The organism is Bacillus nakamurai, from assembly GCF_001584325.1.
GTDB lineage: Bacteria > Bacillota > Bacilli > Bacillales > Bacillaceae > Bacillus > Bacillus nakamurai.
On the sequence record NZ_LSAZ01000002.1, the window covers coordinates 66,096 to 92,128 of the forward strand.

The following is a 26,033-nucleotide window of genomic DNA, read 5'->3' on the forward strand; positions in this document are numbered from 1 at the left end:
CTGATCGTTTATCGATTTGAGAGAATTAGGTCTTTTTTCTTACGAAAGCATAAAAAAAGAAGGAATGCTGGCATTCCTTCAGTTTCTTAACAGTCTCATAATCTCCTCTTTATTTATAACCAGGTCTCTTAATGTATATTTATCTAAAACGGCAAGATAGGATGAAAGGGCTTCATTCAGCAAATGCTTCAAGTTGCAGGCAGGAGATATGATACAGAGATTTTTTTGAGAGTCAAAGCATTCTACGATGTTAAAGTCGTCTTCTGTTTTTCTGACGACCTCTCCAATGTTTATGTCTTCCGGCGCCATTCCTAATCGAATTCCGCCTCCCCGGCCGCGGATGGTTTCCACGTAACCGAGCTGGCCGAGACGATAAATCACTTTCATAAGATGATTTTTAGAAATTGAATACGTTTCAGCAATTTGTTTTATGTTAGAAAGCTCTTCGGAATGTCTGGAAGCCAAAAAAATCAAAACTCTTAAAGAATAATCGGTGTAATTAGTTAATTTCATAGAATGACCTCGAAATAAGAGATTTTGCTTCTGTTACATTTTATCATATATGAATCTAAAATGAAAAAAAAGGAATTCAGACCCCCATAAAAAAACGTGTGCCCCGTGAGCACACGTTTTTTGGTTAAGACATTGGCGGTTTTTGATGATGATCTGATTGATGCTTTTCTATTTTGCGATCCAATTTCGCTAAATAACGGGAGGCGAACTCTTTTCCTCCAAGGCCGAATGAAAGTCCGAACGTTAGAGCGAAACCGCCCAGGATGAGAATAAACGCGGAATTCACAATGGCGGCGGCGACTCAATGGCGAGTCCCATTCGCGCGGCAAGTCTTTCGGTTCCGATGATTGCCAGGAAATTTGTGATAATATCACGGACAAGCCGGGCAACCAGCCAGCCGATTAAAACAATCAGGGACGCGGCAAATAATTTAGGTAAGAAGGACAGTACGTTTTGAATCATATTTGTAAACGGTCCTGATACCCCGCTGATTTGCAGAGCGGACAAGACGCCCGGCAAAAAGACGAGCAATACGAGATAGAAAATGATTCGGGAGACAGCCATAACCGATTGGCTGACATCTTTTTCTTCTGAAACCATGTTCCATTTTCTGAGCCAGCCGTTTTCGGAAAGCTTCATGCCAGCCTTTTTGACGAGGCAGCTGAAAAGCGAAGCAGCCGCCCATCCCAATAAGAGAATCAATCCGGCTTTTAAAACGCTCGGTACGGCCGCCGTTATGGCTGAGAGCATGCTGACAAACGGAGAAGCAACGGTTGTCAGATGCAGAATGTTAAAGAACAGAATAAAAACGATAATCAATGCGATAAAATAAATGACCTTGCTGACCACTTTTTCCGATGAATAGCGGGAGGGCTTTTTTTCCGCAAACAGCTTGTCATCGATTTTTGTTTTTTGCAGCCCTTTGAACACGGCTTTTTCAATGATGTTGGCAATGCCCCAGCCGATCAGCAGGACGAGAAGCGCAATGATTAAATTCGGCAATTTACTGAGATACGAAGTAAGCATCTCTGCTGTATTCAATAGAATCTCTCCTTTTCTTTAAGGGGTATGGTGTGTGTTTTACCCACTCACACATAAAGCAAACAGGGCGGATGTGCCAAAAGATTTTCAGATGGAAACCGGTCTATTATTTCATCTTTTGACAGGCGGGGTCATACATTATAAATAAGTCCAAGTAGGGGGGATTCGGTTGAACGCGGAGGAGAAGAAGGGTTTGCAGCGGGCAATTGAGGAAATAACCGAGATTGCAAAGGGATTCGGCCTTGATTTCTACCCGATGAGATATGAAATTTGTCCGGCTGAGATTATTTATACATTCGGCGCGTACGGCATGCCGACGAGATTCAGCCATTGGAGCTTCGGCAAGCAATTTCACAAGATGAAGCTTCACTATGATCTCGGTTTGAGTAAAATTTATGAACTTGTCATTAATTCGGACCCTTGCTACGCTTTTTTGCTGGACAGCAATTCGCTGATCCAAAATAAATTAATTGTCGCCCACGTTCTGGCTCATTGTGATTTTTTCAAAAATAACTGCCGCTTTCAAAATACGAAGCAGGACATGGTCGAAAGCATGGCGGCGACGGCTGAACGGATTAAACATTATGAAAGAATTCATGGGATAAAAGAGGTGGAATCCTTTTTAGACGCCATCCTGGCCATTCAGGAGCATATCGATCCGTCCTTGGTCAGGCCGAAGCTGTTATGGAGCGTCGACGATGATGAGGAGGACGAGGAGGACACCGTTTCCTCGCCGTATGATGATTTATGGAATATCGATAAGCCGAAGCAAGTAAAAAAGAAAAAAGGGAAAAAGGCGTTTCCTCCCCGGCCGGAAAAGGACATTCTGCTTTTTATTGAAGAGCATTCGCGGGAGCTTGAACCGTGGCAGCGTGATATTTTAACAATGATGAGAGAAGAAATGCTGTATTTTTGGCCGCAGCTGGAAACAAAAATCATGAACGAGGGCTGGGCATCGTATTGGCATCAGCGGATTATCCGTGAGCTTGAATTGACGTCAGATGAAGCAATTGAATTTGCGAAGCTGAATGCCGGCGTCGTTCAGCCGTCAAAAACGGGAATCAATCCGTATTATTTAGGCCTTAAAATCTTCGAAGATATTGAGGAGCGGTATGACAAACCGACAGAGGAAATGAAAAAAATAGGGGTAAAGCCCGAATCCGGACGCGAGAAAATGTTTGAAGTCAGGGAAATCGAATCTGATATATCGTTCATCCGTAATTATTTGACCAAAGACCTCGTGCTGCGAGAGGACCTTTATTTATTCCAAAAACAGGGCCGGGATTATAAGATTATCGACAAAGAGTGGAAGGCTGTGCGGGACCAGCTCGTGAACATGCGGGTGAACGGAGGATTTCCGTACTTGACCGTTAATGACGGCGACTACTTGAAAAATAATGAGCTCTATATTAAGCATTGGTACGAAGGAATAGAGCTGGATCTGAAGTATTTGGAGAAGGTGCTGCCGTATCTGTATCAGCTGTGGGGAAGGAGCGTGCACATTGAGTCCGTTCTTGAGGATAAGGAAGTCATGTTCTCTTATGACGGAAAAGGAGTACATCGCAGATATATGTAAAAGAAAAAAGGATGCAGGGAAACCCGCATCCTTTTTTTATTTGCCGTTTTTTAAAATTTTAAATATGTTTTTCGCCTGATCCGTGTTGTTCAGAAGGCCGGTAAATGCTTCTTTTCCGGGACCGTATGCGTATACGGGCACTTCTTCACCGGTATGGTCGCCGCTTGTCCAGCCGCTGTTGGTTTTCGTATTAAAGAGCTTAATGATCGCTTTGTAGGCGCCTTTATCAGGGTCCTGCTTCGCCGCCGTTTCGACCTGTTTGATCTCATCCTTTGACCATTTCAGCTTGGTATACTGAGTGAGCACGGAAGATGCTGATTTTCCGGCTTTGATTTGATCAGCCATAAATGCAGGTGTCTTTTTCGCAGCCAAAATCGGTTCAACATGCCAATTTTTCTCGCCGTTCGCTCCGACGGTAAATCCGCCTGTCGTGTGGTCTGCCGTTGCAATGACAAGAGTATGCTTGTCTTTTTTGGCAAACGCGATAGCGGCTTTATACGCTTTTTCAAAATCCTTCATTTCGCTCATCGCTCCGACAACATCGTTGTCATGTCCGGCCCAATCAATCTGGCTGCCTTCCACCATTAAGAAAAATCCTTTTTTGTTTGTGTTCAGCCTGTCGATGGCTGAAGTTGTCATGTCTTCTAATGAAGGCGTCTCGCTCGTGCGGTCTAACGCTTTGGCAAGGCCGCCGTCGGCAAACAGTCCGAGAACCTGTTTATTTTTGTCCTTTTTCAGCTCTTGTTTTGTCGTGACATAGCTGAAACCCGCTTTTTTGAAGTCCTTCGTCACATTGCGGTCTTTACGGATGAAATTTGTTTTTCCGCCGCCGAGCAAAACATCCACTTTCGGTTTTCCGTTGATTTGATCATCAATATAACTGCTGGCGATTTCATTCATGTTTTTTCTTGATTTGTTATGGGCTCCGAATGCCGCTGGCGTAGCGTGGGCAATTTCTGACGTAGCCACAAGCCCTGTGGATTTGCCCCGCTGTTTCGCTTCCTCAAGGACTGATTTGACACGCTGTCCTTTTTTATTCATGCCGATGGCGGCGTTGTAGGTTTTAACGCCTGTGGCCATTGCCGTGCCGGCTGCCGCAGAATCGGTGATGTTGGAATCAGGATCGTCGGGATAAGTCATCATCATGCCGGTCAGATTTGGATCGAATGCCGTCAGCTTCATGCCGTCCGCCGGTTTGCCTTTGTTGATGACCGAACGGTAGGCGTTCATATACGGGGCGCCCATCCCGTCGCCGATCATGAAGATGACGTTTCTGATTTCGTTTTTGTCTTCTTGTTTTTTAGCAGCTGCCTGCTCTGAATGCTGAAACCCCGCTCCCGCAATCAGACCGGCTGTCAATACGGACACGGCTGCTGCCGGCAAAAGCTTTGATCTAACCTGTTTAAATAGACTCATTCTCACTTGTCCTCCTTTAATCATGTTCTGCATGTTTTATGGTAGGGGATGTTTGTAAAGGGCGGCTGTCAATGCTGTAAATTTCAGGTGAAACATTTGTTAGAAATGTAAACCCCGGTGTGCTGTTATTTTTTCATGTAACAGCGGAAACCATTCATCTTTTCTGAAAAACGGCTGGGTTTTTTAACAAGGATGAATCTGTTAATAAAACTTCTTCATTTTCCCAAAAAATGAGGACGGCAGGAAAAAAACATGACAAAACAACTTGTTTTTCGTCATGTTTGAAATCAAATTGAAATATTTAATACCCTTAAAAACTTTTTTTAAAAACGAATTAGTAAGAAATTTGTCACGGGAAGTCAAGTCTATTTCTAGTGGAAATTGAACCTTATAATAGAAAACAGATAAAAACTTAAAAAAAGAGATTATAAAATAGATAGATGAATTTAGGGAGGAAAACATGAAAAAGCAACTTGTTACAGCAACAACAGCGGTGGTATTGGGAACTACTTTGTTTGCGGGAGCGGCATCTGCACAAAGCATTAAAGTAAAAAAAGGCGATACATTGTGGGGACTTTCAAATCAATACGGAACAACAATTAATTCCATTAAATCAGAAAATAAACTAAAATCGGATATTATTTACATAGGACAAACGTTATCAATTAACGGTAAATCTTCTTCATCCGGTTCAAGTTCAAGCAGCAGTTCATCATCATCTACATATAAAGTAGTGAGAGGCGACAGCCTTTGGAAAATTTCGAATAAATACAGCATGACTGTTAATCAATTAAAAAGCTTAAACGGTTTAAAAACAGATCTTATCCGCATCGGCCAGGTTCTTAAAGTAAAAGGGTCAAGTTCAAACTCCGGCTCGTCAACGGTTTCACCGTCTAAACCATCTAAACCGTCTTCTTCATCAAACGGTAATACCGCTCAAACGAAGCTGAGTGTAAACAAGCTGATTTCTGATGCGCAATCACTGATGGGAACGCCGTATGTATGGGGCGGAACAACGCCGTCCGGCTTTGACTGCAGCGGATTTATCTGGTACTTGCTCAACAAACAGACGAGCGTCGGAAGAACAAGCACTGCGGGATACTGGAGCTCAATGAAAAGCGTGTCAAGCCCGTCACCAGGTGACTTCGTCTTCTTTACAACATATCAGGCAGGCCCTTCTCACATGGGTGTTTACATTGGAAACAACAAGTTCATCCACGCCGGTTCTGACGGCGTCGCGACAGGCGATCTCAATAACAGCTATTGGAAGCCTCGCTACCTGGGCGCGAAAAGATTCTAACAGCCATGAAAACCCGTTCATCAGAACGGGTTTTTTTATTAGACGGCACACGCCTCTATTTTGTTTCTCTTAAAAGTGAAAATGCGATAAAAAGTCTAAAAAGGTTTTCTTTTTCTCATTTTCATGCAGGGCGATGGCATATGCTCCGGCTCTCGGCATCTGGGCAAAGTCACACGGGATTTCAATCATGCTGCCGGCCGCAAGTTCAGCTTTTACCGTTGACAGCGGCAGAAACGAGACGCCGAGCCCTTCTTTGATAAATCGCTTTGTAATGTGCGTCTGCGTCACCTTCATTGTCCTGACGAAGGGAAACTGTATTCTGACCTGGCGGAGCAAATCATCCCAGTAATCGGGATGGTTATGGGTGAGCAGCAGGTAGTGTCCGAGCAGATCTTTGACATCGGCCGCCTTCCCGGTGTGAAGTTTTTGATCAGGGGGCGAGACAAGCACAACGGGGTCATGATACAGAGAACGGCATGTGAGGGAGGCCGATTGCACCTTCAAACAGCTCAGACCGATATCCGCTGAGCCTGTTTTGATTTGGGATGCGATTTCCTCCGATTCATAAATCGTTACGGTCATTTCGGTTTCTTCATTGGCAGCCGTGTAACGCTTCATCACAGACGGGAGAATGGTGTCGGCAATAAGCGGCGACACAGCGAGCGTTAAGGTTTGCGAGTAGCCTTGGCGCACTCTGTGCAGCTCTGCCATGCTGTTTTCATAATCCTCAAGCAGCCTCATGGCAAACGGCACATATGCCTTGCCTTCCTCTGTCAATTGTATTTTTCTGCCGCTTCGCTGGAACAGCTTGCAGCTGATTTCTTTCTCCAATAACTTAATGTGGACGGTGACGGTCGGCTGAGATAAAAAAAGCGTTTCCGCCGTTTTTCTGAAATTCTCATATTTTGCTGCGGTCACAAAGGTGTGAAGCCATTTGAAATCCATAAATGCTCTCCTCTGATTAAAAGTTTTAATTAATTCCCTTAAAAATATTCATTATTTTTTAAATATTATATTTACTATAATAACAGAAAGAGGACGAGGGGGAATCACATTGATACATCATGGATTAAAAGGGATTACTTGTGCAGAAACGGCAATCAGCCACATTGACGGAGAAAAGGGGCATTTAATATATCGCGGATATGAAGCGAAAGTGATTGCGCTGCAATCCAGCTTTGAGGCAGCGGCGTATCTCATTTTATACGGAACGCTTCCGGATGCGCGCGAATTACTGGACTTTCAGGAAAATCTGACGGCGGAACGCACGCTGCCGAAGCATATCATCGATTTACTGGAAACACTGCCACACCATATGGACGATATGGCGGTGCTGAGGACGGCCATTTCATCATTAGGCACAGATTCTTTTGCGTACCCGCCCAGGCCGGAAGAAGCCATCCGGCTGATTGCGGTCACACCGACAATCATTGCTTACAGATACAGACGGATTAAAGGAGAAGAAGCGGCAGCGCCGAATGCTCAATACGGACATGCAGAAAATTATTTATATATGCTGACTGGCAGACGGCCGACGGAAGCGCAGAAAAAGGCGCTTGAGACGTATATGATTTTGGCGATGGAGCATGGCATGAATGCGTCTACTTTTTCAGCCAGAGTCACCGTATCCACTGAATCCGATTTGGTATCCGCGGTAACTTCCGCGCTCGGCACGATGAAAGGGCCGCTGCATGGAGGAGCGCCTTCCGGTGTAACGAAAATGCTTGAGGACATCGGAGAAAAAGAGAATGCCGAAGCGTATTTGACAGCCAAGCTGGAGCGGGGGGAACGTCTGATGGGCTTTGGCCACAGAGTATATAAAACGAAGGATCCGCGTGCGGAAGCGCTGCGTATAAAGGCTGAAGAGGTGGCTGGGGATGACAGGTCTCTCGATTTGGCGCTGCATGTGGAACAGGAAGCCGTCCGCTTATTGGAAAAGTATAAGCCGGGCCGCAAACTGTACACCAATGTGGAATTTTACGCCGCTGCGGTGATGAAGGCGATTCGTTTTGACGACGCTTTGTTTACCCCGACATTTTCAGCAAGCCGCATGGCAGGCTGGTGCGCCCACGTGCTTGAACAGGCCTCAAACAACATGATTTTCAGGCCGTCTGCAACATACATCGGTTCATTTCCCCAAGCGGCTCAGCAGCTGTAATCGGGGGCATATTTGTCCGTTTAACTCCTCACACGGCGTGGTATCGTTCATTAACACCATTTGCAGGAGAGTGAGAAAATGAATCCGATGGACAGACAAAAAGAAGGACAAAAACCGCAGGGACAGGATCGCCAGCCGGGTGTTGAGTCGAAAATGGACCCGAAGCCGTTATTGGAGGACCCGGATTATAAAGGTTCCGGAAAATTAAAAGGCAAAGTCGCCCTCATCACGGGAGGAGACAGCGGCATCGGCGCAGCCGCCGCGATCGCTTATGCGAAAGAGGGGGCGAACCTAGCCATCCTGTATCTCGACGAGCATTCCGATGCCGAGAGAACGAAGAAGCGGGCAGAAGAAGAGCAGGCTGAGTGCCTGTTAATTCCGGGAGACGTCGGCGATGAGTCGCATTGCCAAAAGGCAGTCCGGCAAGTCATAGATCATTATGGGAAAATTGATATTCTTGTGAATAACGCGGCTGAACAGCATCCGCAAAACGGAATACTCGATATCACGACAGAGCAGCTGGAAAAGACGTTCCGGACAAACATGTTTTCAATGTTCCATATGACAAAAGCTGTACTGCCGCATTTGCAAAAAGGGAGCGCCATTATTAACACAACCTCTATTACCGCTTATCAAGGGGATACATCATTGATAGATTATTCTTGTACGAAAGGCGGAATCGTTTCCTTTACGCGTTCTATGGCGATGTCTTTAGCTGATCAGGGAATCAGAGTGAACGCGGTGGCGCCGGGCCCGATCTGGACCGCGCTGATTCCGGCCACTTTTACAAAAGAAAAGGTAAAAAAACACGGTCTGGACACGCCGATGGAAAGACCGGGCCAGCCCGCAGAACACGCAGGAGCTTATGTGCTCTTGGCCTCAGACGAATCCTCTTATATGACAGGACAGACCATCCATGTCAACGGAGGACGATTTATTTCAACGTAATCATTCGTAAGAAACATCCCGCATTCTCTCAGAGTGCGGGATGTTTTATTGTTTGGAAGTTTAGATAAGTATAAATTGGTAAATTGATAATTATCAGTTAAATAGTAATCTCCCTCCTTCGGAAAAATGATAATAAAAGCCTGTCAATCCTTTGTTAACAATGATCATTATATGGCGGTATTGTATAAAATATAGAATTTTCAAAAAGTTGTGTTCATTTTTTTATTTTTAGTTATAATATGATGTAGGAGAAAGGAATGATGGGCAGCGATATGTATAGCGAAAAATAAGAATTTAGTCATTATCGCCATTGTTATCTGAATATTCTAATATAAAAGATTTATATAATGGGAGTGAAGAAGATGAAGGGGAGCGTTTTTAGAAAGAAAAGCATTCAGGATCTGCTTGCCGCAACGAGCGGGGAGAAGTCGCTGAAAAGGGAATTGGGCGCCTTTGATTTGACGCTGCTCGGAATAGGTGCGATCATCGGGACGGGAATATTTGTTTTAACGGGAACAGGAGCCGTGACGGCGGGGCCCGGGCTGACTGTTTCGTTTGTCGTGGCGGCGCTCGCTTGTTTATTTGCGGCTCTGTCGTATGCTGAATTTGCTTCAAGCGTACCAGTTTCGGGTTCTGTTTACACATTTACGTATGCCACATTAGGCGAACTTCTCGCCTTTATTATCGGCTGGGATTTAATCTTGGAATATATGCTTGCCGTCAGTGCGGTTTCAGTCGGCTGTTCCGGATATTTTCAATCATTTTTAGCGGGCTTCGGCATCCATCTGCCGGCCGCGTTAACAGCAGCGCCGGGGTCTATTAAGGGTACGGTAACGTTTTTTAATCTTCCCGCCTTTGTCATCGTGCTTGCCATTACATTCCTACTCTACTTAGGCATTAAGGAATCAAAACGGGTCAATAATATCATGGTTGTTCTGAAAATTCTGGTTGTTCTGTTATTTATCGCTGTTGCGGCAGTATATGTCAAACCGCATAACTGGCAGCCATTTATGCCGATGGGTTTTGGGGGAGTATTCAGCGCAGCAGCCCTCGTCTTTTTCTCCTTTATCGGTTTTGATGCCGTGTCATCTGCCGCTGAGGAAACGAAAAACCCGGCAAAGGACTTGCCTAAAGGAATTATTTTTTCATTATTGGTCTGCACTGTTTTGTACGTGACGGTATCGGCAATCATGACAGGCGTTGTGCCGTTTGCCCGATTTGAAGGCGTCGATCACCCTGTATCTCTTGTTCTGCAGATGGCCGGCCAAAACTGGGTGGCGGGCATTATTGATATCGGCGCAGTTTTAGGAATGACCACAGTGATGCTCGTCATGCTGTACGGCCATACCAGGGTGATGTTTGCGATGTCCCGTGACGGGTTAGTGCCGGGGGCGCTTTCAAAAGTTCACCCTAAGCATAAAACGCCTCACGTGGTCACATGGGTTTTCGGCATCCTGTCCGCCTTACTCGGCTCACTCGTTCCGCTTGACGAGCTTGCAAAGCTGGTGAACATCGGAACGCTCGCTGCGTTTGTCCTGATTTCCGTAGGAGTAATTGTGCTGAGAAAGAAACAACCGGATCTGCCGAGAGCCTTTAAATGCCCGGGGGTTCCGTTTATTCCGGCATTGGCGATTCTATTCTGCCTGTTTTTGATCCTGAATCTTGGCTGGACCACGATTTTCCGTTTCTTTATTTGGCTGATCATTGGCCTGCTGATTTATTTCTTATACTCCAGAAAGCATTCCAAATTAAATGAGAAGCTGTAACAGGAAGCGGCCCTTGCCGCTTCTTTTTTTATTTTTCAGAACAATAAAACATATCAAAATAGGCTTAAGTTATGGAAGCGAATAAGGGATAATATAGGGCGGAAGGGAAGTGGAAAGTCGTGTCTGACCAAAAAAAGGTTCAATGGGCCTCAAAAATAGGATTTATTATGGCTGCTGCGGGTTCGGCCATCGGTCTTGGAGCCATTTGGAAGTTCCCTTATGTAGCGGGAACGAATGGGGGAGGCGCTTTTTTTCTCGTATTTGTCCTCTTTACCGTTCTTCTCGGTTATCCGCTTCTGCTCGGTGAATTTATATTCGGAAGACGGAACCAGACAAATGCAATTGATGCCTATAAAAAAGCGGCGCCGAAATCACTGTGGCATCTCACGGGTTATGTAGGCGTGGCAGCCTGTTTTTTAGTCTTATCTTTTTACAGTGTCGTCGGCGGATGGATTTTGCTTTATGTGCTGAAAGCCGTTTCAGGTTCTTTGTCAGGGCTCACTCAGGAACAGTACGGTTCGATGTTTGGCGCAGTCATTGAAAATCCAATTCAGACGCTCATGGCGCAGCTGTTGTTTATGATCATAACGGTAGCCGTCGTCGCAAAAGGCGTACAAAAAGGGATAGAGCGCGTCAGTGCGGTATTAATGCCGATTTTATTCGTGCTGTTTATTTTGCTTGTGCTGCGTTCGCTCACTCTTGATCATGCCGTCGAGGGGGTTAAATTTTTATTGGTTCCCCATTTTGAAGACCTCACGCCGAAATCCATCTTATATGCATTGGGACAGGCATTTTTCACATTAACACTCGGGGTATCGGTTATGGTGACGTACAGCTCTTATCTGCCGAAAACACAAAATCTGCCCGGTTCTGCCGGTTCGATTGTTGTCATGAATGTACTCGTCACGCTTTTTGCGGGACTGGCGATTTTTCCGGCGGTGTTTTCGTTTGGATTAAAGCCGGATGAAGGGCCTACGCTGCTGTTTACTGTGCTTCCGGCTGTATTTGATCAGCTGCCCTTCGGCACGCTGTTTTTCATCGGTTTTCTCGCGGTCTTTTTCTTTGCCGCACTGACCTCGGCTTTCTCTATGGTGGAAATAATCGTGGCGACAGTCGGGAAAGGCGATGAAACGAAAAGAAAGAAACTGTCTTGGACAAGCGGTCTGCTCATTTTTTTAGTCGGCATTCCGTCTTGCTTATCGTACGGTGTTCTTGCCGATGTGCATGTGTTTGGCAAAACCTTTTTTGATCTGGCGGATTTCACCGTCAGTAATGTGCTGATTCCGCTGGGCGCTTTATTGATTTCAATCTTTATTCCGCTGAAAATACCGAAGCAGGAGCTTTTTGCCGAGATGAAAAGCGGCTCTGCCATCAGCTATGCTTTTTTTCAGCTGTGGTATTTCCTGCTGCGGTATCTCGTTCCGCTGGCGATCATTATCGTATTGTTAAATTTAATCGGAGTTCTTTCATTTTAGAAAAACAGCAAAAACGCCCAAGACGAGAAAGTCTTGGGCGCTGTCATTTAAAAACCAAACTGCAAATTCGTATCAACCGCAACGATTGTATACACACAGACAATAACGAAAAGATTGAGGATGACACCGAGCAGGCCCGGACCTGTCCGGCCTTTTTTAATAAACAGCTCAACGATGCCAAACGGCACGGCCGCCATCGCAAACGGCAGCATCTGATAAGAATAAAAGGTCACATTGCTGATAATTGCCACATTCAGCAGCAGCAGGGACAAGATCGCGGTCCCGACTGATATCCAGCCGAAAACATTATGTTCTTTAAAGATTCTTACCAATTCCATAATTCCACCTCACCGATGTTTGCTGCTTTTACTGCTTTATTTTTCAGCAGACGTTCGATTTCTTTTGTCGGTCCCGTGATAACAGAGCCGTATACGTTCATTCCGTGCCGGTCTACATAATTGATTCTGTTGTCCAGGTTCATATCTTTGCGTTTCGAAATGACATGCACCCATTTTTTATGACGGGACATATATTCAAGTGCGTTGATAAATTGTTCGCGGTCAGTCTGTCCTTGCGTTTCAAAGGAGGAAAGCATTTTTGAATCTTTCCCGGGAAATCCTAACGGCTCGGCATAAGGACTGTCTTTCAGATTTTTTTCCGTTTCCACCGCATTCCATAAAAACTTCACATCATAGCTTTTAAATCTCGAATAGATTTCAGTTGAAGGATAGGCGCGATCGTAAGAAAGATAAACTTCGGCGACGCTTCCTTCAGGCAATTTCTTTAACGTTTGACCGGCTTTGTCAACCGTCCGCTCCTTTAATCCTGAGGGATGTGCGAAGTAATGGTTTGCCTGGGTGACATCTAAATCATAATAGTTAACAGCAGGCGGTTTGACCGTATCCAAAAACATCTCCACCCGTTCTCCGCCTACGGATTTTGTTTTTGTGCCGATCTGTTTTTGGAGCGGAAATTCTGTATTCATTCCAAACAGCTTCACTTGGCTTTTTAAGCCTGACGTATCAACGAGGACGTTGGGCATTGTGATCGCCACTGTCACTGCGGCGGTTTCCATTAATTGATTTCCGGTGCTTTCTTTTCCTCCCAGCCCGTAATAGAGGTAGCTTCCCAGCGTGCAAAGCGGCAAAATCATCAATGTAGAAATGACGGCGAGTACAGAAATCCGCAAATACGATTTGCGCTTTCCGTATGATAAAATGGCCCGCTGTTTTTCCGGGCTGATGCTGACATCCCATTGCCGGTCGTCCTGCATTTCGCTTTCAATCAATTCCTGATAGACTTCAAGCTTTTCCAGCTCCTCTTCAAAGGCGGCCATCTCTTGGTCGCTCATTTCCCCATTTTTATATTGGTAAAATCGCTTTTTAAATTCTTCATTCATCATTAACACCTCTATTATAAAGTGCTTTCAGCCGCTGTCTGGCACGAAATAAAACACTTTTAAAATTAGCCTCTGAAATATTCATAATATGGGATGCTTCTTTGTAATTCAGTTCTTTTAAATAATACAGTGTTAAGGCCTCCCGATAATTGTCGGGGAGTTCGGACATATACCCTGTCAGCACTTCCTTGATTTCAATTTGATGAGCCGGGCTTTGAACAGCCGTCTGAAAAAGGCTCCCAATTAAGTCATCGGAAATGGTCACTTCCTTTTTATGTTTTCTGACATAATCTATAAACGCATTTCTCGCCACTTGAAAAAGCCATGGCTTTACTTTGCTGTGGTCATAGGAGTGAATGTGTATGTATGCCCTCATAAAGGTTTCCTGCAGCAAATCTTCAGCGAGATGCTTGTCTTTTGTCATGGAGAGCAGGAACCGGTAAACATCATTCATATACATTTGGTAAATTTCATCGATCGTCACTGCCTTTTCTCCCCTCTATGTTATACACGCATAAGAAAGGTTTAAAGTTGCACGTTCCATGCAAACGGCTTAATTTCATTTTCACCTAATCAAACACCATTTCTATATAGTACCCAAAATTCGTCATAAAAGATAGAGAATGATTAAGGAAAAATATAATTATTAGTACCAGGTAATAAAAAATATTGTTATAATAGAGGGAGAATACATTTGATCATTACAACAAAGGAAGTGCGTTATGTATAATTTTTGTGCAAATGTCCTCAAGGGCATTCTCTCCCTGCGCGGAGGAATTAAAGTGTACAATAAAGAAAATCTTCCGTCTGATACAGGTTTCGTTATTGCGTGTACACACTCAGGCTGGGTGGATGTGATTACCCTCGGTGTCGGAATATTGCCTCATCAGATTCATTATATGGCAAAAAAAGAGCTGTTTCAGAAAAAGTGGATCGGAACGTTTTTAAAGAAAATTAATGCTTTTCCGGTTGACCGGGAGAATCCCGGACCGAGCAGCATTAAGACGCCGATTAAGCTCTTAAAAGAAGGAAAGATTGTCGGCATTTTCCCGAGCGGAACGAGAACATCAGAAGACGTTCCGCTGAAAAGAGGGGCCGTAACCATTGCGCAAATGGGGAAAGCGCCGCTCGTTCCGGCAGCTTACAAAGGGCCTTCCACCGGAAAAGAGCTGTTTAAAAAAGGGAAGATGAAGCTCATCATCGGGGAGCCGCTTTTCCAAGAGGACTTCGCCGATCATGCGCCGAAGGAAAGGCTGGCAGCGATGACAGAAGAGCTGAACAGCAGAATAAAAGAGCTCGAGAAAAAACTTGAACAGATGTAACAGAATTAAAAAAGCTTGCCGTCTATGCGAACGGCAAGCTTTTTTTGTGAGGATTACGCCTCTTTTTGCTCGGCGGTTTCTAACAGTTCGTCAAACGCCAGCTTTTTTACTTCGATATAAGCAACGTGGTGGCCTTCAATTTCATTAATTATAAATTCGCAGCCTTCTTCAATAATGGAATCATGCTGCTGCACGTCGTATTTCTGGGTAAGGAACCAGCCGCCGATTGTGTCGACCTCGTCATTTTCTAAATGAATGCCGAGCAAGTCGTTTACTTGGTCAATCAGGACTTTTCCGTCGAGCATATAATGGCCGTCCCCGAGTTTGCGGATCTCGTTGATTTCATCAATATCAAATTCGTCCCGGATTTCCCCGACGATTTCTTCAATAATATCTTCAACGGTCACAAGACCCGCGGTACCGCCGTATTCGTCTGACAGAATCGCCATATGAACCCGTTCTTTTTGCATTTTTACAAGCAGGTCGTGAATAGGCGCAGATTCAATCACATGAATGATCGGATTTACAAAAGCGGTAATCGGCGAGTCAACTGACACTTCGCCGCTGATGCAGGCGGTCAGCACTTCTTTAATATTGATGACGCCGATAATATTGTCTTTGTCGCCCTCTTCAACAGGGTAGCGTGTATATTTTTCAATCTGAATGATCTCCATCATTTCAGAGATTTTGATATCATGCGGCAGACTGACGATTTCCGTTCTCGGAATCATAATTTCTTTTGCGAGTCTGTCGTCAAATTCAAAGATTTTATTCACATATTTAAATTCAGACTGGTTGATTTCACCGCTTTTATAGCTTTCTGATAAAATGATGCGCAGCTCTTCTTCCGAATGGGCAAGCTCATTTTCAGAAACCGTCTCCAAACCGAACATCTTTGTCAAAAGACGGGCGGAATTGTTCAAAAGCCAAATAAACGGGAACATGATGCGGTAAAACCAAATGAGCGGCTTCGAAAACAGCATCGAAACAGCCTCCGCTTTTTGGATGGCGACTGTTTTCGGCGCCAATTCCCCTACGACCACGTGTAAAAATGTAATGATGGCGTAGGCCAGAATGAATGAAATAACATGCGATAGTGAGCTTGGTGCGTTTAATTTTGTGAAAAGCGGATGAAGCATGCGTTCAATCGTTGATTCGCCTAAGACACCAAGACCAATCGAAGTCAATGTAATGCCGAGCTGGCACGCCGATAAGTACTCATCCAAATGCGTGGTCACTTTTTTTACACCGATTGCGGCTTTATTTCCTTCTGCTATAAGCTGGTCAACCCGTGAGCCTCTGATTCTGATTATCGCAAACTCAGATGCTACGAAAAATGCCGTCAGCGCGATTAAAACCGCGACTAAAATCAAATTCACAATGTCCAATTAGAACCTTCACTCCTTTTGGGAAAATGAAGGTAACACCTCCTGTTAATAAGATAATGGTTTAACTTAACAGCAGCATAAATGATTGAAGCACTGCAAGCTTTTCGGGAGTAAGCCGTTTTTTCAGCTGGGCTCGCTCCTCAGGCTCAAGCTTTTCAAACCGATGCAAGATCCCGGAGATATTTTGATTCATATCATCAATTTCCGTTGCCAAATTTCCAATATCATCAATCAAAGCTGAAGAGGGAAACTGGTTCTCCAGTCGATCTTTTATATCAGACAGGGCCAATCGCTGCTTTTTACAAGCGACAATAAACATTAGCCGTTTAAGTGCAAGTGTATCGTAGTAACGATAGTTCGAACAAGACCTGGCCGGCGTTAACAGACCAAGATTTGTGTAGTAATCCACCGTCCGCTTCGTTACTCCGGCAAGAGCCGCTAATTCACTGATGCGATAAGTCTCAGCCCCATCTAAATCCCTCCCCAACCATCACGTTATAGTTATGAGAATAGTTTAATATATGAAGAGGAGTTGCACAAGTTTATTGTTTTCCAGTGCTGCTGCTTTAATTGGCAGTGAAGGTTTTAGGAAAAAGCGTTGACTGAATCATGCAAATCTTCCATAATCATTGTAAATAGAGAGCAGTTTGGCGAAGGAAGACGAGCAAACGGGCAGAAGGGACAGATTTAAAGTGGCAGGTTTATCAAAAGAAGTTACAGAGAATTTACAGAAAGGATCATGGATTCGCAAGCTGTTTGATGAAGGCGCGCGGCTGAAGAAGGAATACGGCGCCGATAAGGTATTTGATTTTTCAATCGGAAATCCCGTTACCGAGCCGCCTGAAGCATTTAAAAAGGCGCTGTGTGAAGCGGCTTCAGCGGGACGGCACGGATACATACAAAACCAAGGGCTTCCGGAAGCGAGAGAAAAGGTAGCGCGCTTTTTATCAAAGCGGTTTGAGGCAGACATTTCTTTCAAGCATGTCGTAATGACGGTCGGAGCCGGCGGGGGGCTGAATGTCGCGCTGAAGAGCATGTTGAATCCGGGCGAAGAAGTGATTCTGTTAGCGCCTTATTTTGCGGAATATAAAGTGTATATTGAAAATTACCGCGGAAAACCCGTTATATGTCCGCTTACTGACACATTTGAGATTGATATTGAAGCGGTAAGGAAAGCGATCACTCCCCAGACAAAGGGGTTGATTTTAAATACGCCGCACAACCCGACGGGGACGGTTTTAAGCCAAAACAATATAAATGAATTGGGCGCCTTATTAAAAGAAGCGGAGGAAAAACACGGCCAAAGCATCTATATCCTCTTTGATGAACCGTACAGCCAGCTGATCTACGGGGAAGAGCAGGCGAATCCGTTCCAAGCGTACCACCGCGTCATTTTAGTCAGTTCCTTCAGTAAAGATCTCGGGATTGCGGGGGAAAGGCTTGGGTATATCGGTTTGGACGGCCAAATGCCTGAACGTGATCTTCTGACGGATGCTTTCGTTTATTGCAATCGGACGCTCGGATTTGTGAATGCGCCTGTCATGATGCAGCGCACCGTGGCTGAAATGGATGATCTGACGATAGACGCGGCCCCTTATCGGGAGCGGAGAGACCTTATCGTTGACATCCTGGCAGAAGCCGGTTTCGATTTTGAGATGCCGAAAGGAGGCTTCTTCGTTTTTCCTAAATCACCGATTGAGGATGAAGTCGAGTTTTGCATGCATGCCGCACAGAAATATAAATTATTGATCGTGCCCGGCAGCGGATTCGGAAGGAGCGGCTACTTCCGGTTATCTTTCAGCGTGTCTTTAGAACAAATCAAAAATTCGCGGGAGATTTTTGCTGCTTTGTATCAGGATTTCGTTTCATAGCTTCCAATATATAAAGATGGGAGAACGGTTTAATGTCTATGAGAAATGATGGGACATCTGAAATAAAAATCACCGGAATCGGCGTATTAACGGCAGTCGGGCAAGGAAAGGACGCATTTCTCGAGGCCCTTATGGAGGGACGTCACGCGTTTGATGTGATGAAGCGTCCGGGACGGCAGAAAGGCACTTCATTTATCGGCGCAGAGCTGAAAGATTTAACGCCTCCCGACACGCTCTCCAAGCGTCTGTACCGAAGGGCTTCATTGTCCGGAAAGGCCGCACTTATCGCTTTAGATGAGGCATGGCGGGATGCTGTATTAGACGGAGCCGATCCGAGCCGCACCGGATTAATCATCGGCGGCTCCAATGTTCAGCAGCGCGAACTGGTGCAAGCCTTTGAAAAAAACAGCGAGTCGCCGCAATTTGTGAATCCGACGTACGGGCTCTCTTTTATGGATAGTGATTTGTCCGGGCTCTGCACGGAGCAATTCGGGATAAAAGGGCCCGCCTTTACGGTAGGCGGGGCATCTGCGAGCGGTCAGGCGGCCGTCATTCAGGCTGCCCAGGCGATCAACGGCGGCCTGTTTGACCGCTGCATTGTCATCGGGGCGTTAACAGATCTTTCATACATGGAATGTCAGGCGCTGCGCTCATTAGGGGCCATGGGTACTGACAAATATGCCGAATGCCCTGAGGCCGCCTGCCGCCCGTTTGACAGGCATACGGACGGTTTTATTTACGGAGAAGCATGCGGGGCGATTGTGCTTGAACGGGCTGAGTCCGCGGACAAGCGGGGCGCGCGCTCATGGGCCGGCCTGAGAGGATGGGGCATGGCCTCTGACGGCAACCGCAATCCAAACCCTTCTATTGAAGGGGAAATGACTGTCATCCGCCAGGCATTGGATCGGGCGGGGCTTTCAGCGAAAGAGATTGATTACATCAATCCGCACGGCACCGGTTCGCCGATCGGAGACAAGACTGAATGCCAGGCGCTTTCTGAGAGCGGTCTGTCACACGCGCGGATCAACGCGACAAAATCGATCACCGGGCACGGCCTGAGCGCTGCCGGTACGGTGGAAGTCATTTCCTCCCTTTTGCAAATGCGGGAATCTATGCTCCATCCTACACGGAACTTAACGGAGCCGATTGACGATACATTTCATTGGGTGAAAGACAAACCGCGCGCACATACGGTACAATGTGCGTTAAGTTTAAGCATGGGGTTCGGGGGAATCAATACGGCGCTTTGTTTAGAAAATCATTTCCGAAACAGATAACGGCAGTCTTCTTTCTGAAGGCTGTTTTTTATATGATTAAAAAAACGAAACATGAAGAAATAATTCTGGAATGAGTTGTGATACAGTAAAATATACAAATGATAATCATGCTTTGACTTAGGAGGTGGCGGGATGGGGCCCTCTGTATAGTCAATCACCCATTTCGTACCTCAAACTTAAGAAAAAATGATGCAATCAGGAGGTGACGTCCTTATCCTTTGGATAAGGTGAAATGGACGACATTGACAGTTTGATCTTAATTGCTGTACTCATTGCTTTAACGGCATTTTTCGTCGCGAGTGAGTTTGCGATCGTCAGAGTAAGGAGATCCAGAATCGACCGGCTCATTTCAGAAGGGAACAGACGGGCGGTACTCGCAAAGCGCATCATTACGGATCTTGATGAATACTTATCGGCGTCACAGCTTGGTATTACGCTGACATCCATCGGACTCGGCGTGCTGGGAGAACCTGCTTTTGAGCGGATGCTTCATCCCTTGTTTGCGGGAATGGGGCTGCCGGATTCGGCTGAACATGTCATTTCTTTTGCTGCGGCGTATGCACTGATTACGTTTTTGCACGTCGTGATAGGTGAGCTTGCGCCTAAAACGGTTGCCATTCAAAAAGCGGAAAAACTGACGTTATGGATTGCCGGGCCGCTTCGCTTATTTTACTTGCTGATGTTCCCGATTATTTGGGTGCTGAACGGCTCCGCCAGGCTTCTGACCGGACTGTTCGGATTAAAGCCGGCATCTGAGCATGAAGGCTCCCATTCAGAGGAAGAGCTGAGAATACTGCTGTCAGAAAGTTTAAAAAACGGAGAGATAAATCCGTCTGAATATACATTTGTGAATAAAATTTTTGAGTTTGATAACCGGCTCGCGAAGGAGATCATGATTCCGAGAAAGGAAATGGCCGCTGTTTCAACGGATATGTCTATACCGGAAATGCTGGATATGATGCTGAAGGACAAATATACGCGCTGGCCTGTAACCGATGGGGACAAAGACAGCGTCATCGGTATGGTGAACACGAAGCATCTGTTTTCGGATCTGCTGTTTATGACAGAGGAAGAAAAAGCGGGTTTATCGATAACGCCGTATGTAAGACCGGTCATTGAAGTGATTGAGACGATTCCCGTTCACGACCTGCTGATCAAAATGCAGAGAGAACGGATTCATTTGGCGATTCTGTCTGATGAATACGGGGGAACGTCAGGTCTCGTGACGACCGAAGACATTCTTGAAGAAATCGTCGGTGACATCAGAGATGAATTTGATGAAGATGAACAGCCGCTGATTCAAAAGCTGTCCGAACAACATTACGTGTTAGACGGAAAGGTTCGGATTGATCAGGTGAATCACTTGCTTGGCGCCTCCATTCAGGATGAAGTCGATACTATCGGCGGGCTCGTGCTGAAAGAAAACATTGATATCACGGCGGGGGAGTCGATATACATCGGCCGGTTCACTGCCCGGGTTTTGGAGATGGACGGCCGGTTTATCAAACAAATTGAACTGAAAGAAAAATCAGGCCGCTTGGGCGCGCTGGAGACAAAAAACCACCCGCTGCCTGTGCCTGAGACGGTAATACTTCAAAACGCAACCTTGAGCGAAAAATAAAGCTCAAGGTTTTTTTTATACAGACATGATCATCCAGCCTGCCCAAAACGCCAAAAGGCTTCCGGCTGCCGACACGGCGATGTACAACAGACTTGCCTTTACGCGATTGTTCAGCAGCAGCTGCACGGCCTCAGCGCTGAAAGTGGAAAAGGTGGTAAACGCACCGAAAAAGCCTGTCGCAATGATGATGCCTGCTGAAGGGTTGTTCAATCCGATTCCGGTAAACAGCCCGAGACCGAAGGCGCCCAGCAGATTGACTGCCGCCATTCCTATTGGAATCGGAAAGCCGCCGGATTTTGCTGTAACCGCTCTTCCCAGAAAAAAGCGAAAGACAGCACCTATTCCTCCGGCAAGGCACATACAGAAAACCGTCATGACGTTTTATGCCCCCTTCCCGATAAGCGAAATGCCAATTGCCGTCCGGCGGCGATGCCGGCGAACGCAAACGCAAGGCCTGAAACGATTGTGACGGCAAAATAAAGAAAAGCGTCCCGGGGAGACGATTGCATTAAAAAGACGGTCTCTTTTGAGAATGTTGACATCGTCGTAAAGCCTCCGCAAAAACCTGTGCCTAAAAATGCAGATAAGAGAGGGTGCTTTGCCCGAATGATAAAATAACCAGTAATAAGTCCAAGCAAAAGGCTTCCCGCCGCGTTTTCAATCAAAGTAGCCGCCGGAAAGGCGCCGCTATGGATATGCACGCTCATTTCAAAGCGAAGCAGAGCCCCTAATGCGCCTCCGATAAAGATTGCAATGTATTGTTTCATATCAGCCACCCTTAGAAATGAAGTCCGGGTAATCTGTTACAATGCCGTCAACCATGTCTTGGAGCTTGGCGGCCGTTTTTGGATCTCTTACCGTCCAGGCAAACACTTTCAGGCCATTTTTGCGGGCGGAAGAAATCAAGTACCGATTAAGCCGGGTATATTTAATATTGACATAGTTTGCGACTGATTTGTAGGCGTTCAGCTGATTTTGGGAAAACATGCCGAAGCTGGGCCGGGTAATGATTGCGGTCGGCACAGACGGGTACATCTCGTGAAAGGTCTGAATCGACTTGATGCTGAAAGATTGAACGATATGGTGAATTGAAAAGGAAAAACGGCCTAACAGCTGGCCGACTGCTTTTTCAAGACCGATTTGGGAAGCGTGGCCTTTCAGTTCAATCAAAAGTCCGATTTCAGGATGATAGCGCTTCAGGACTTCTTCAAGCAAGGGTATCCGTTCACCTTTAAACTCAGGACCGAACCAGCTTCCGGCGTCAAGTGTCTGCAGCTCCTTCAGCGTAAAATCTTTTACAAAGCCGGAGCCGTCCGTCGTCCGATCCACTTTGTCATCGTGGATGACGACAATATGACCGTCTTTTGTGAGCTGGACGTCAAGCTCAATTAAATCAGTATTCATGTCGGCCGCAATATCAAACGCGGCAAATGTATTTTCGGGCGCGTATCCGGATGCGCCGCGGTGGGCGATGGTATACAAGCTTGTCAGCTCCCCTCAAGGGCATTTCTGTTATTGTATCAAATTTCATATATGCACAGCGATGCAAACTGGTGAATATGCAAAAAGTATTTTTTTGGAATAAAGATAGTGCTTTCTTCGGTTTACAATGCATTGAGAGCATTTATAATGGCACAAAGGAGGCGAGATCATGGGAAAAGGGAGATTGAAAGTGGAGGAAAGAATTAAGGCCGAAACCGATGCTGAAATGCAAAAAGCGACTCTCCTGAATCAGACACAAGCGAAGAAGAAATAGGTGCCTGCCCCTGTTGTATCTGGCTGATATTTGAACGATTATGCGAAAACCCCGGCTGTATTTTCCAGCCGGGGTTTTTGCGGTGCATCAGACATTAAAGAAAGATATTCGACGAATATTTTAGTATAATATAGATTCGATCAGACAAAAGGAGCATGAGCCATGTCTAAACATTTCCAGACCTTTTTTACTCTTGAACATATCTCGCAAATCGGCATCAGCTTAGGAATTTTACTTGCTTTTCTCATTCTCAGAAAGCTGTTTGTCAAATATTTTTTTCAACTGATTTACAAATTGGCAAACAAGCCGAAAACTGACATTTTTACACAAATTGCCGTGGCGTTTGACAAGCCCGCCAGATGGTTTTTTGCGGCGTTGGGACTGTTTTTGGCGATTGAGTATTCGCCGTTTTTAGACGGCCAGATGGACATTGTGAAAAAAATGTACCGTTCCCTTATCGTGGCGCTGCTGGCCTGGGGGCTGTGCAATTTGACATCAGCTTCTTCATTTTTGTTTCATAAAGTCAATCAGCGCTTTGAGCTTGATATGGACGACATTTTGGCGCCGTTTTTATCTAAGGTGCTTCGCTTTGTGATTTTAGCGCTCAGCGTCAGTGTGATTGCACAGGAATTTAATTATGATGTAAACGGATTCGTGGCCGGACTCGGACTTGGCGGATTGGCCTTTGCGCTCGCCGCTAAAGATACAATCACCAATTTCTTCGGCGGCATCATTATTATTACAGAAAAGCCGTTTACGATCGGCGATTGGGTGGAGACTCCTACTGTGACCGGAGGCGTTGAAGATATCACCTTCCGAAGCACGAGATTCCGCACGGCGCAAGGAGCGCTCGTCACCGTTCCCAATTCAACGCTGTCGATGGAGGCCATCACAAACTGGACAAGAATGACAAAGCGCCAAGTTACGTTCTCCATCCGTGTTTCTTATGCGACGCCCATTGAAAATTTAGAGCGGTGCATCATCAGGCTCAGAAAGATGCTGCTTGAACACGAAGGCGTGCATGACGATACGATTATGGTCAATTTTGATATGTTTGCCGACAGTTATTACAATCTGTTTTTCAACTTTTACACGAAGACCATCGTTTGGGCGGAAAGCTTAGACGTGCGGCAGGACATTAACAGCAGGATTATTGATATTTTTGCTGAGGAAGGCGTGGAATTCGCATATCCGGGCCAAACCGTATTTGTAAAGCAGAAAAACCAGAATGATCCGTTTCAGGTGAATCAGCATTCCGGAGAAAAGGAACGGGCATAGCAAGGCCCCGCCCTAAAAGGCAATCTGCATTTAGGGCGGGGTTTTTTTCATGATATGATAAAAAGAAAAGGCGGTGGCAGAGTGGAAGCGTTTTTGACATTGATCAATCAGGCGGAGCGTATCGCGGTGCTGACGGGAGCCGGCATGAGTACGGAATCAGGCATACCTGATTTTCGATCGGCGGACGGTATATGGACGGAAGACACGTCCAGAATGGAGGCGATGAGCCGGGAATATTTTGAACGCCGTCCCCGCGAATTTTGGCCTAAATTCAAACAGCTGTTTCAAATGAAAATGAGCGGAAGCTATGAACCGAATGCCGGTCACATCTATTTGGCCGGCCTTGAAAAGCAGGGGAAGCAGGTAGACATTTTTACGCAGAATATTGACGGACTTCATAAAAAAGCGGGAAGCACCAGTGTATATGAGCTTCACGGTTCGATTCAAACGGCTGTCTGTCCTGATTGCGGATCACGCTACGGGATTTCTCATTTGCTGAAGGAGGACGTGCCGGAATGTACGGCGAAAAAAGCAGACGGAAAGGTATGCGGCACGGTGTTAAAAACGGATGTCGTTCTGTTCGGCGATCTCGTCCAGCATTTTGACACCCTCTATGAAAAGCTTGATCAAGCGGATCTCCTGCTCGTTATCGGCACTTCGCTTGAGGTGGCGCCGGCCAGATTCGTGCCTGAGGATGCGAGCCGGATACCGGGATTGAAACAGGTGATCATTAACCTCGAGCCGACATATTGCGACCATTTATTTGATCTGGTGATCCATCAGAAAATCGGTGAGTTTGCAAAACAGATCACCTCCGCCACATAGACGGAAAAAAGCCGGATCATCTGGACGATCCGGCTTTTCTTATTCATGGACGGGAATCATTTGATCCGTCAGCACATCGAAGGAATAGCCCTTCGCTTTCAGTTGTTGGATCAGGCTCGGCAGCGCGTGAACCGTCGCCGGCAGATCATGCATTAAAATCACAAGAGGCCTGCTCGTGTGGCTGCTTTCTAAATAAGCAAGCTGGTTCAGAACCTCTGGCACATATTGTGCGTTTTTATACTTCCAATCCTCGCTGTCTATCGTCCAATCCCAGTATACGAATCCGCCTTTTTCGAGATTTTTTATCTGGGCGTCTGTCAATGACGGCTTACTCCCGTAAGGCGTGCGGACGAGATCGGTTTTCACCCCTGTGATCGCCTGAAGCGTGGCGCGGCCCTGCTGCATTTCTTTCAGAGGCGATGTCGGCGTCTGGTAAAACAGTTTATTGTCGTGCGTGACGCCGTGAAGACCGAGCGCAATTCCTTCCTGCTTCGCTCGTTGAACGGAATGTTTATATTCGTTCATCCGGGGGGCAAGCATAAAAAAAGTGGCTTTTGCGCCATGTGCCTTCAAAACATCCAATAATCTGTCAGTATAAGGAGAAGGTCCGTCATCGAATGTTAAATACACCGTTTTTTTGCCTGTGTCCCGCTCTCCCTGTAAGTGTTTAATTAACACGTCGGGAGAATCATCTTTCAGCCGCAGGCTTTGTTTTTCATTACGAAGCTGGCCGTTAGCCGTGACTGTGATCTGTTTACCCTTTGAGGCGGAAGTTGAATAGCCTAATATGACGATTAACAGAAGCAGTCCGCACAAAACTGCTAAACTTGTAAGTTTAAAAGCCAGTGAAAACAGAGAAGGGGAAGCACCTTCTTTTGTCTTGCGCATAACAATCTCTCCAGTAGCATAAATTTCTGCATATTGCTGAAACAGCGGAGGCTTAAATAAGTGCCATAAGTTAACAGCATATGTATGTCGAATCAAGTATACAGGAATAAAACTGGAAAGAACATAGAAAAATTGTCGAAATATAAGATTTTAAGAAAAAAATAAACTCCGCTATCGGCTTGTTCAGTATGGTAGAATAGTTGACAATAACAGCT

The 26,033-nt window shown here is 45.8% G+C and carries 25 protein-coding genes and 1 pseudogene; 13 read left to right on the forward strand and 13 right to left on the reverse strand.

Annotated features, from left to right (window positions below):
* Positions 1 to 78: 78 nt before the first annotated feature.
* Positions 79 to 513, reverse strand: a complete 435-nt coding sequence (nsrR, locus tag AXI59_RS00930) for a nitric oxide-sensing transcriptional repressor NsrR (protein WP_061527125.1) — start codon at positions 511 to 513, stop codon at positions 79 to 81.
* Between the two features lie 303 nt (positions 514 to 816).
* Positions 817 to 1,554, reverse strand: a pseudogene (locus AXI59_RS00935) (mechanosensitive ion channel); the annotation flags it as partial.
* Between the two features lie 169 nt (positions 1,555 to 1,723).
* Here AXI59_RS00935 and AXI59_RS00940 point away from each other — a divergent pair.
* The gene (locus AXI59_RS00940; protein ID WP_061521394.1) at positions 1,724 to 3,130 is read left to right on the forward strand and encodes a SpoVR family protein; all 1,407 of its coding nucleotides are present in this window, start codon (positions 1,724 to 1,726) and stop codon (positions 3,128 to 3,130) included.
* A 36-nt stretch (positions 3,131 to 3,166) separates the two neighbouring features.
* On the opposite strand, the gene AXI59_RS00945 is transcribed toward AXI59_RS00940, so the two are convergent.
* Positions 3,167 to 4,546 (reverse strand): alkaline phosphatase, encoded by a 1,380-nt coding sequence (locus AXI59_RS00945; RefSeq protein WP_061521395.1) that lies wholly within the window; start codon positions 4,544 to 4,546, stop codon positions 3,167 to 3,169.
* Between the two features lie 460 nt (positions 4,547 to 5,006).
* Between AXI59_RS00945 and AXI59_RS00950 the strand changes: the two genes are divergently transcribed.
* Positions 5,007 to 5,846, forward strand: coding sequence for a C40 family peptidase (locus AXI59_RS00950; RefSeq protein WP_061521397.1), 840 nt, complete (start codon positions 5,007 to 5,009; stop codon positions 5,844 to 5,846).
* Between the two features lie 69 nt (positions 5,847 to 5,915).
* On the opposite strand, the gene AXI59_RS00955 is transcribed toward AXI59_RS00950, so the two are convergent.
* A complete protein-coding gene (locus AXI59_RS00955; RefSeq protein WP_061527126.1) occupies positions 5,916 to 6,791 on the reverse strand; it encodes a LysR family transcriptional regulator in 876 nt (291 codons plus the stop codon).
* Positions 6,792 to 6,900: 109 nt separating this feature from the next.
* On the opposite strand from AXI59_RS00955, the gene AXI59_RS00960 reads away from it, so the two are divergent.
* The 4 genes from AXI59_RS00960 to AXI59_RS00975 all read left to right on the forward strand — a co-directional run bounded on the left by AXI59_RS00960 (position 6,901) and on the right by AXI59_RS00975 (position 12,193).
* Positions 6,901 to 8,004 (forward strand): citrate synthase/methylcitrate synthase, encoded by a 1,104-nt coding sequence (locus AXI59_RS00960; protein ID WP_061527127.1) that lies wholly within the window; start codon positions 6,901 to 6,903, stop codon positions 8,002 to 8,004.
* A gap of 78 nt (positions 8,005 to 8,082) precedes the next feature.
* On the forward strand, positions 8,083 to 8,952 hold the full coding sequence (locus tag AXI59_RS00965; RefSeq protein WP_061527128.1) for an SDR family oxidoreductase: 870 nt from the start codon (positions 8,083 to 8,085) through the stop codon (positions 8,950 to 8,952).
* Positions 8,953 to 9,314: 362 nt separating this feature from the next.
* Complete coding sequence (locus tag AXI59_RS00970) at positions 9,315 to 10,718, forward strand: branched-chain amino acid transporter BcaP (protein WP_061527129.1); 1,404 nt, start codon at positions 9,315 to 9,317, stop codon at positions 10,716 to 10,718.
* A 119-nt stretch (positions 10,719 to 10,837) separates the two neighbouring features.
* The gene (locus AXI59_RS00975) at positions 10,838 to 12,193 is read left to right on the forward strand and encodes a sodium-dependent transporter (RefSeq protein ID WP_061521401.1); all 1,356 of its coding nucleotides are present in this window, start codon (positions 10,838 to 10,840) and stop codon (positions 12,191 to 12,193) included.
* Positions 12,194 to 12,240: 47 nt separating this feature from the next.
* Here AXI59_RS00975 and AXI59_RS00980 read toward each other — a convergent pair whose 3' ends face one another.
* Genes AXI59_RS00980 through sigM form a run of 3 tightly spaced genes read right to left on the reverse strand, consistent with a single transcriptional unit; the run spans position 12,241 to position 14,076 of the window.
* Entirely contained in the window at positions 12,241 to 12,531 is a 291-nt protein-coding gene (locus AXI59_RS00980; protein ID WP_061521402.1) for a hypothetical protein, read from the reverse strand.
* Positions 12,519 to 13,595: an anti-sigma factor gene (locus AXI59_RS00985; RefSeq protein WP_156476196.1), complete on the reverse strand. Its 1,077-nt coding sequence runs from the start codon at positions 13,593 to 13,595 to the stop codon at positions 12,519 to 12,521. Before AXI59_RS00985 ends, AXI59_RS00980 begins: the two co-directional genes overlap by 13 nt.
* Positions 13,585 to 14,076, reverse strand: coding sequence for an RNA polymerase sigma factor SigM (gene sigM / locus AXI59_RS00990; RefSeq protein ID WP_003155312.1), 492 nt, complete (start codon positions 14,074 to 14,076; stop codon positions 13,585 to 13,587). Before sigM ends, AXI59_RS00985 begins: the two co-directional genes overlap by 11 nt.
* A gap of 238 nt (positions 14,077 to 14,314) precedes the next feature.
* On the opposite strand from sigM, the gene AXI59_RS00995 reads away from it, so the two are divergent.
* Positions 14,315 to 14,914, forward strand: coding sequence for a lysophospholipid acyltransferase family protein (locus AXI59_RS00995; RefSeq protein WP_061521404.1), 600 nt, complete (start codon positions 14,315 to 14,317; stop codon positions 14,912 to 14,914).
* Between the two features lie 53 nt (positions 14,915 to 14,967).
* Here the strand turns inward: AXI59_RS00995 and AXI59_RS01000 are convergent, their stop codons facing one another.
* Both AXI59_RS01000 and AXI59_RS01005 read right to left on the reverse strand, forming a co-directional pair.
* Positions 14,968 to 16,302, reverse strand: a complete 1,335-nt coding sequence (locus tag AXI59_RS01000; protein WP_061521405.1) for a hemolysin family protein — start codon at positions 16,300 to 16,302, stop codon at positions 14,968 to 14,970.
* A gap of 61 nt (positions 16,303 to 16,363) precedes the next feature.
* Positions 16,364 to 16,789 carry a MerR family transcriptional regulator gene (locus AXI59_RS01005; RefSeq protein ID WP_061527131.1) on the reverse strand — a complete coding sequence of 142 codons (426 nt, stop codon included), beginning with the start codon at positions 16,787 to 16,789 and terminating at the stop codon, positions 16,364 to 16,366.
* Between the two features lie 160 nt (positions 16,790 to 16,949).
* On the opposite strand from AXI59_RS01005, the gene AXI59_RS01010 reads away from it, so the two are divergent.
* The 3 genes from AXI59_RS01010 (at position 16,950) to AXI59_RS01020 (ending at position 21,071) form a co-directional block, all read left to right on the forward strand.
* Complete coding sequence (locus tag AXI59_RS01010; protein ID WP_061527132.1) at positions 16,950 to 18,173, forward strand: pyridoxal phosphate-dependent aminotransferase; 1,224 nt, start codon at positions 16,950 to 16,952, stop codon at positions 18,171 to 18,173.
* Between the two features lie 32 nt (positions 18,174 to 18,205).
* Complete coding sequence (locus AXI59_RS01015) at positions 18,206 to 19,450, forward strand: beta-ketoacyl synthase N-terminal-like domain-containing protein (protein WP_061527133.1); 1,245 nt, start codon at positions 18,206 to 18,208, stop codon at positions 19,448 to 19,450.
* 232 nt (positions 19,451 to 19,682) lie between these two features.
* Positions 19,683 to 21,071, forward strand: a complete 1,389-nt coding sequence (locus AXI59_RS01020) for a hemolysin family protein (protein WP_061527134.1) — start codon at positions 19,683 to 19,685, stop codon at positions 21,069 to 21,071.
* Between the two features lie 15 nt (positions 21,072 to 21,086).
* Here the strand turns inward: AXI59_RS01020 and crcB are convergent, their stop codons facing one another.
* The 3 genes from crcB to AXI59_RS01035 are packed head-to-tail and all read right to left on the reverse strand — an operon-like array spanning position 21,087 to position 22,553.
* Positions 21,087 to 21,446, reverse strand: coding sequence for a fluoride efflux transporter CrcB (crcB, locus tag AXI59_RS01025; protein WP_061521410.1), 360 nt, complete (start codon positions 21,444 to 21,446; stop codon positions 21,087 to 21,089).
* Complete coding sequence (locus tag AXI59_RS01030; RefSeq protein ID WP_061527135.1) at positions 21,443 to 21,838, reverse strand: fluoride efflux transporter FluC; 396 nt, start codon at positions 21,836 to 21,838, stop codon at positions 21,443 to 21,445. The genes crcB and AXI59_RS01030 overlap by 4 nt, the downstream gene beginning before the upstream one ends.
* A gap of 1 nt (position 21,839) precedes the next feature.
* A complete protein-coding gene (locus tag AXI59_RS01035) occupies positions 21,840 to 22,553 on the reverse strand; it encodes a glycerophosphodiester phosphodiesterase (protein ID WP_061521412.1) in 714 nt (237 codons plus the stop codon).
* 169 nt (positions 22,554 to 22,722) lie between these two features.
* Here AXI59_RS01035 and AXI59_RS19610 point away from each other — a divergent pair, with 169 nt between their 5' ends.
* The 3 genes from AXI59_RS19610 (at position 22,723) to AXI59_RS01045 (ending at position 24,930) form a co-directional block, all read left to right on the forward strand.
* Complete coding sequence (locus AXI59_RS19610; protein WP_156476197.1) at positions 22,723 to 22,827, forward strand: YhdX family protein; 105 nt, start codon at positions 22,723 to 22,725, stop codon at positions 22,825 to 22,827.
* A gap of 162 nt (positions 22,828 to 22,989) precedes the next feature.
* Entirely contained in the window at positions 22,990 to 24,105 is a 1,116-nt protein-coding gene (locus AXI59_RS01040; RefSeq protein ID WP_061521413.1) for a mechanosensitive ion channel family protein, read from the forward strand.
* A gap of 54 nt (positions 24,106 to 24,159) precedes the next feature.
* Complete coding sequence (locus AXI59_RS01045) at positions 24,160 to 24,930, forward strand: NAD-dependent protein deacylase (RefSeq protein WP_420806825.1); 771 nt, start codon at positions 24,160 to 24,162, stop codon at positions 24,928 to 24,930.
* A gap of 39 nt (positions 24,931 to 24,969) precedes the next feature.
* On the opposite strand, the gene AXI59_RS01050 is transcribed toward AXI59_RS01045, so the two are convergent.
* The gene (locus AXI59_RS01050) at positions 24,970 to 25,818 is read right to left on the reverse strand and encodes a polysaccharide deacetylase family protein (RefSeq protein WP_061521415.1); all 849 of its coding nucleotides are present in this window, start codon (positions 25,816 to 25,818) and stop codon (positions 24,970 to 24,972) included.
* Positions 25,819 to 26,033 lie beyond the last annotated feature (215 nt).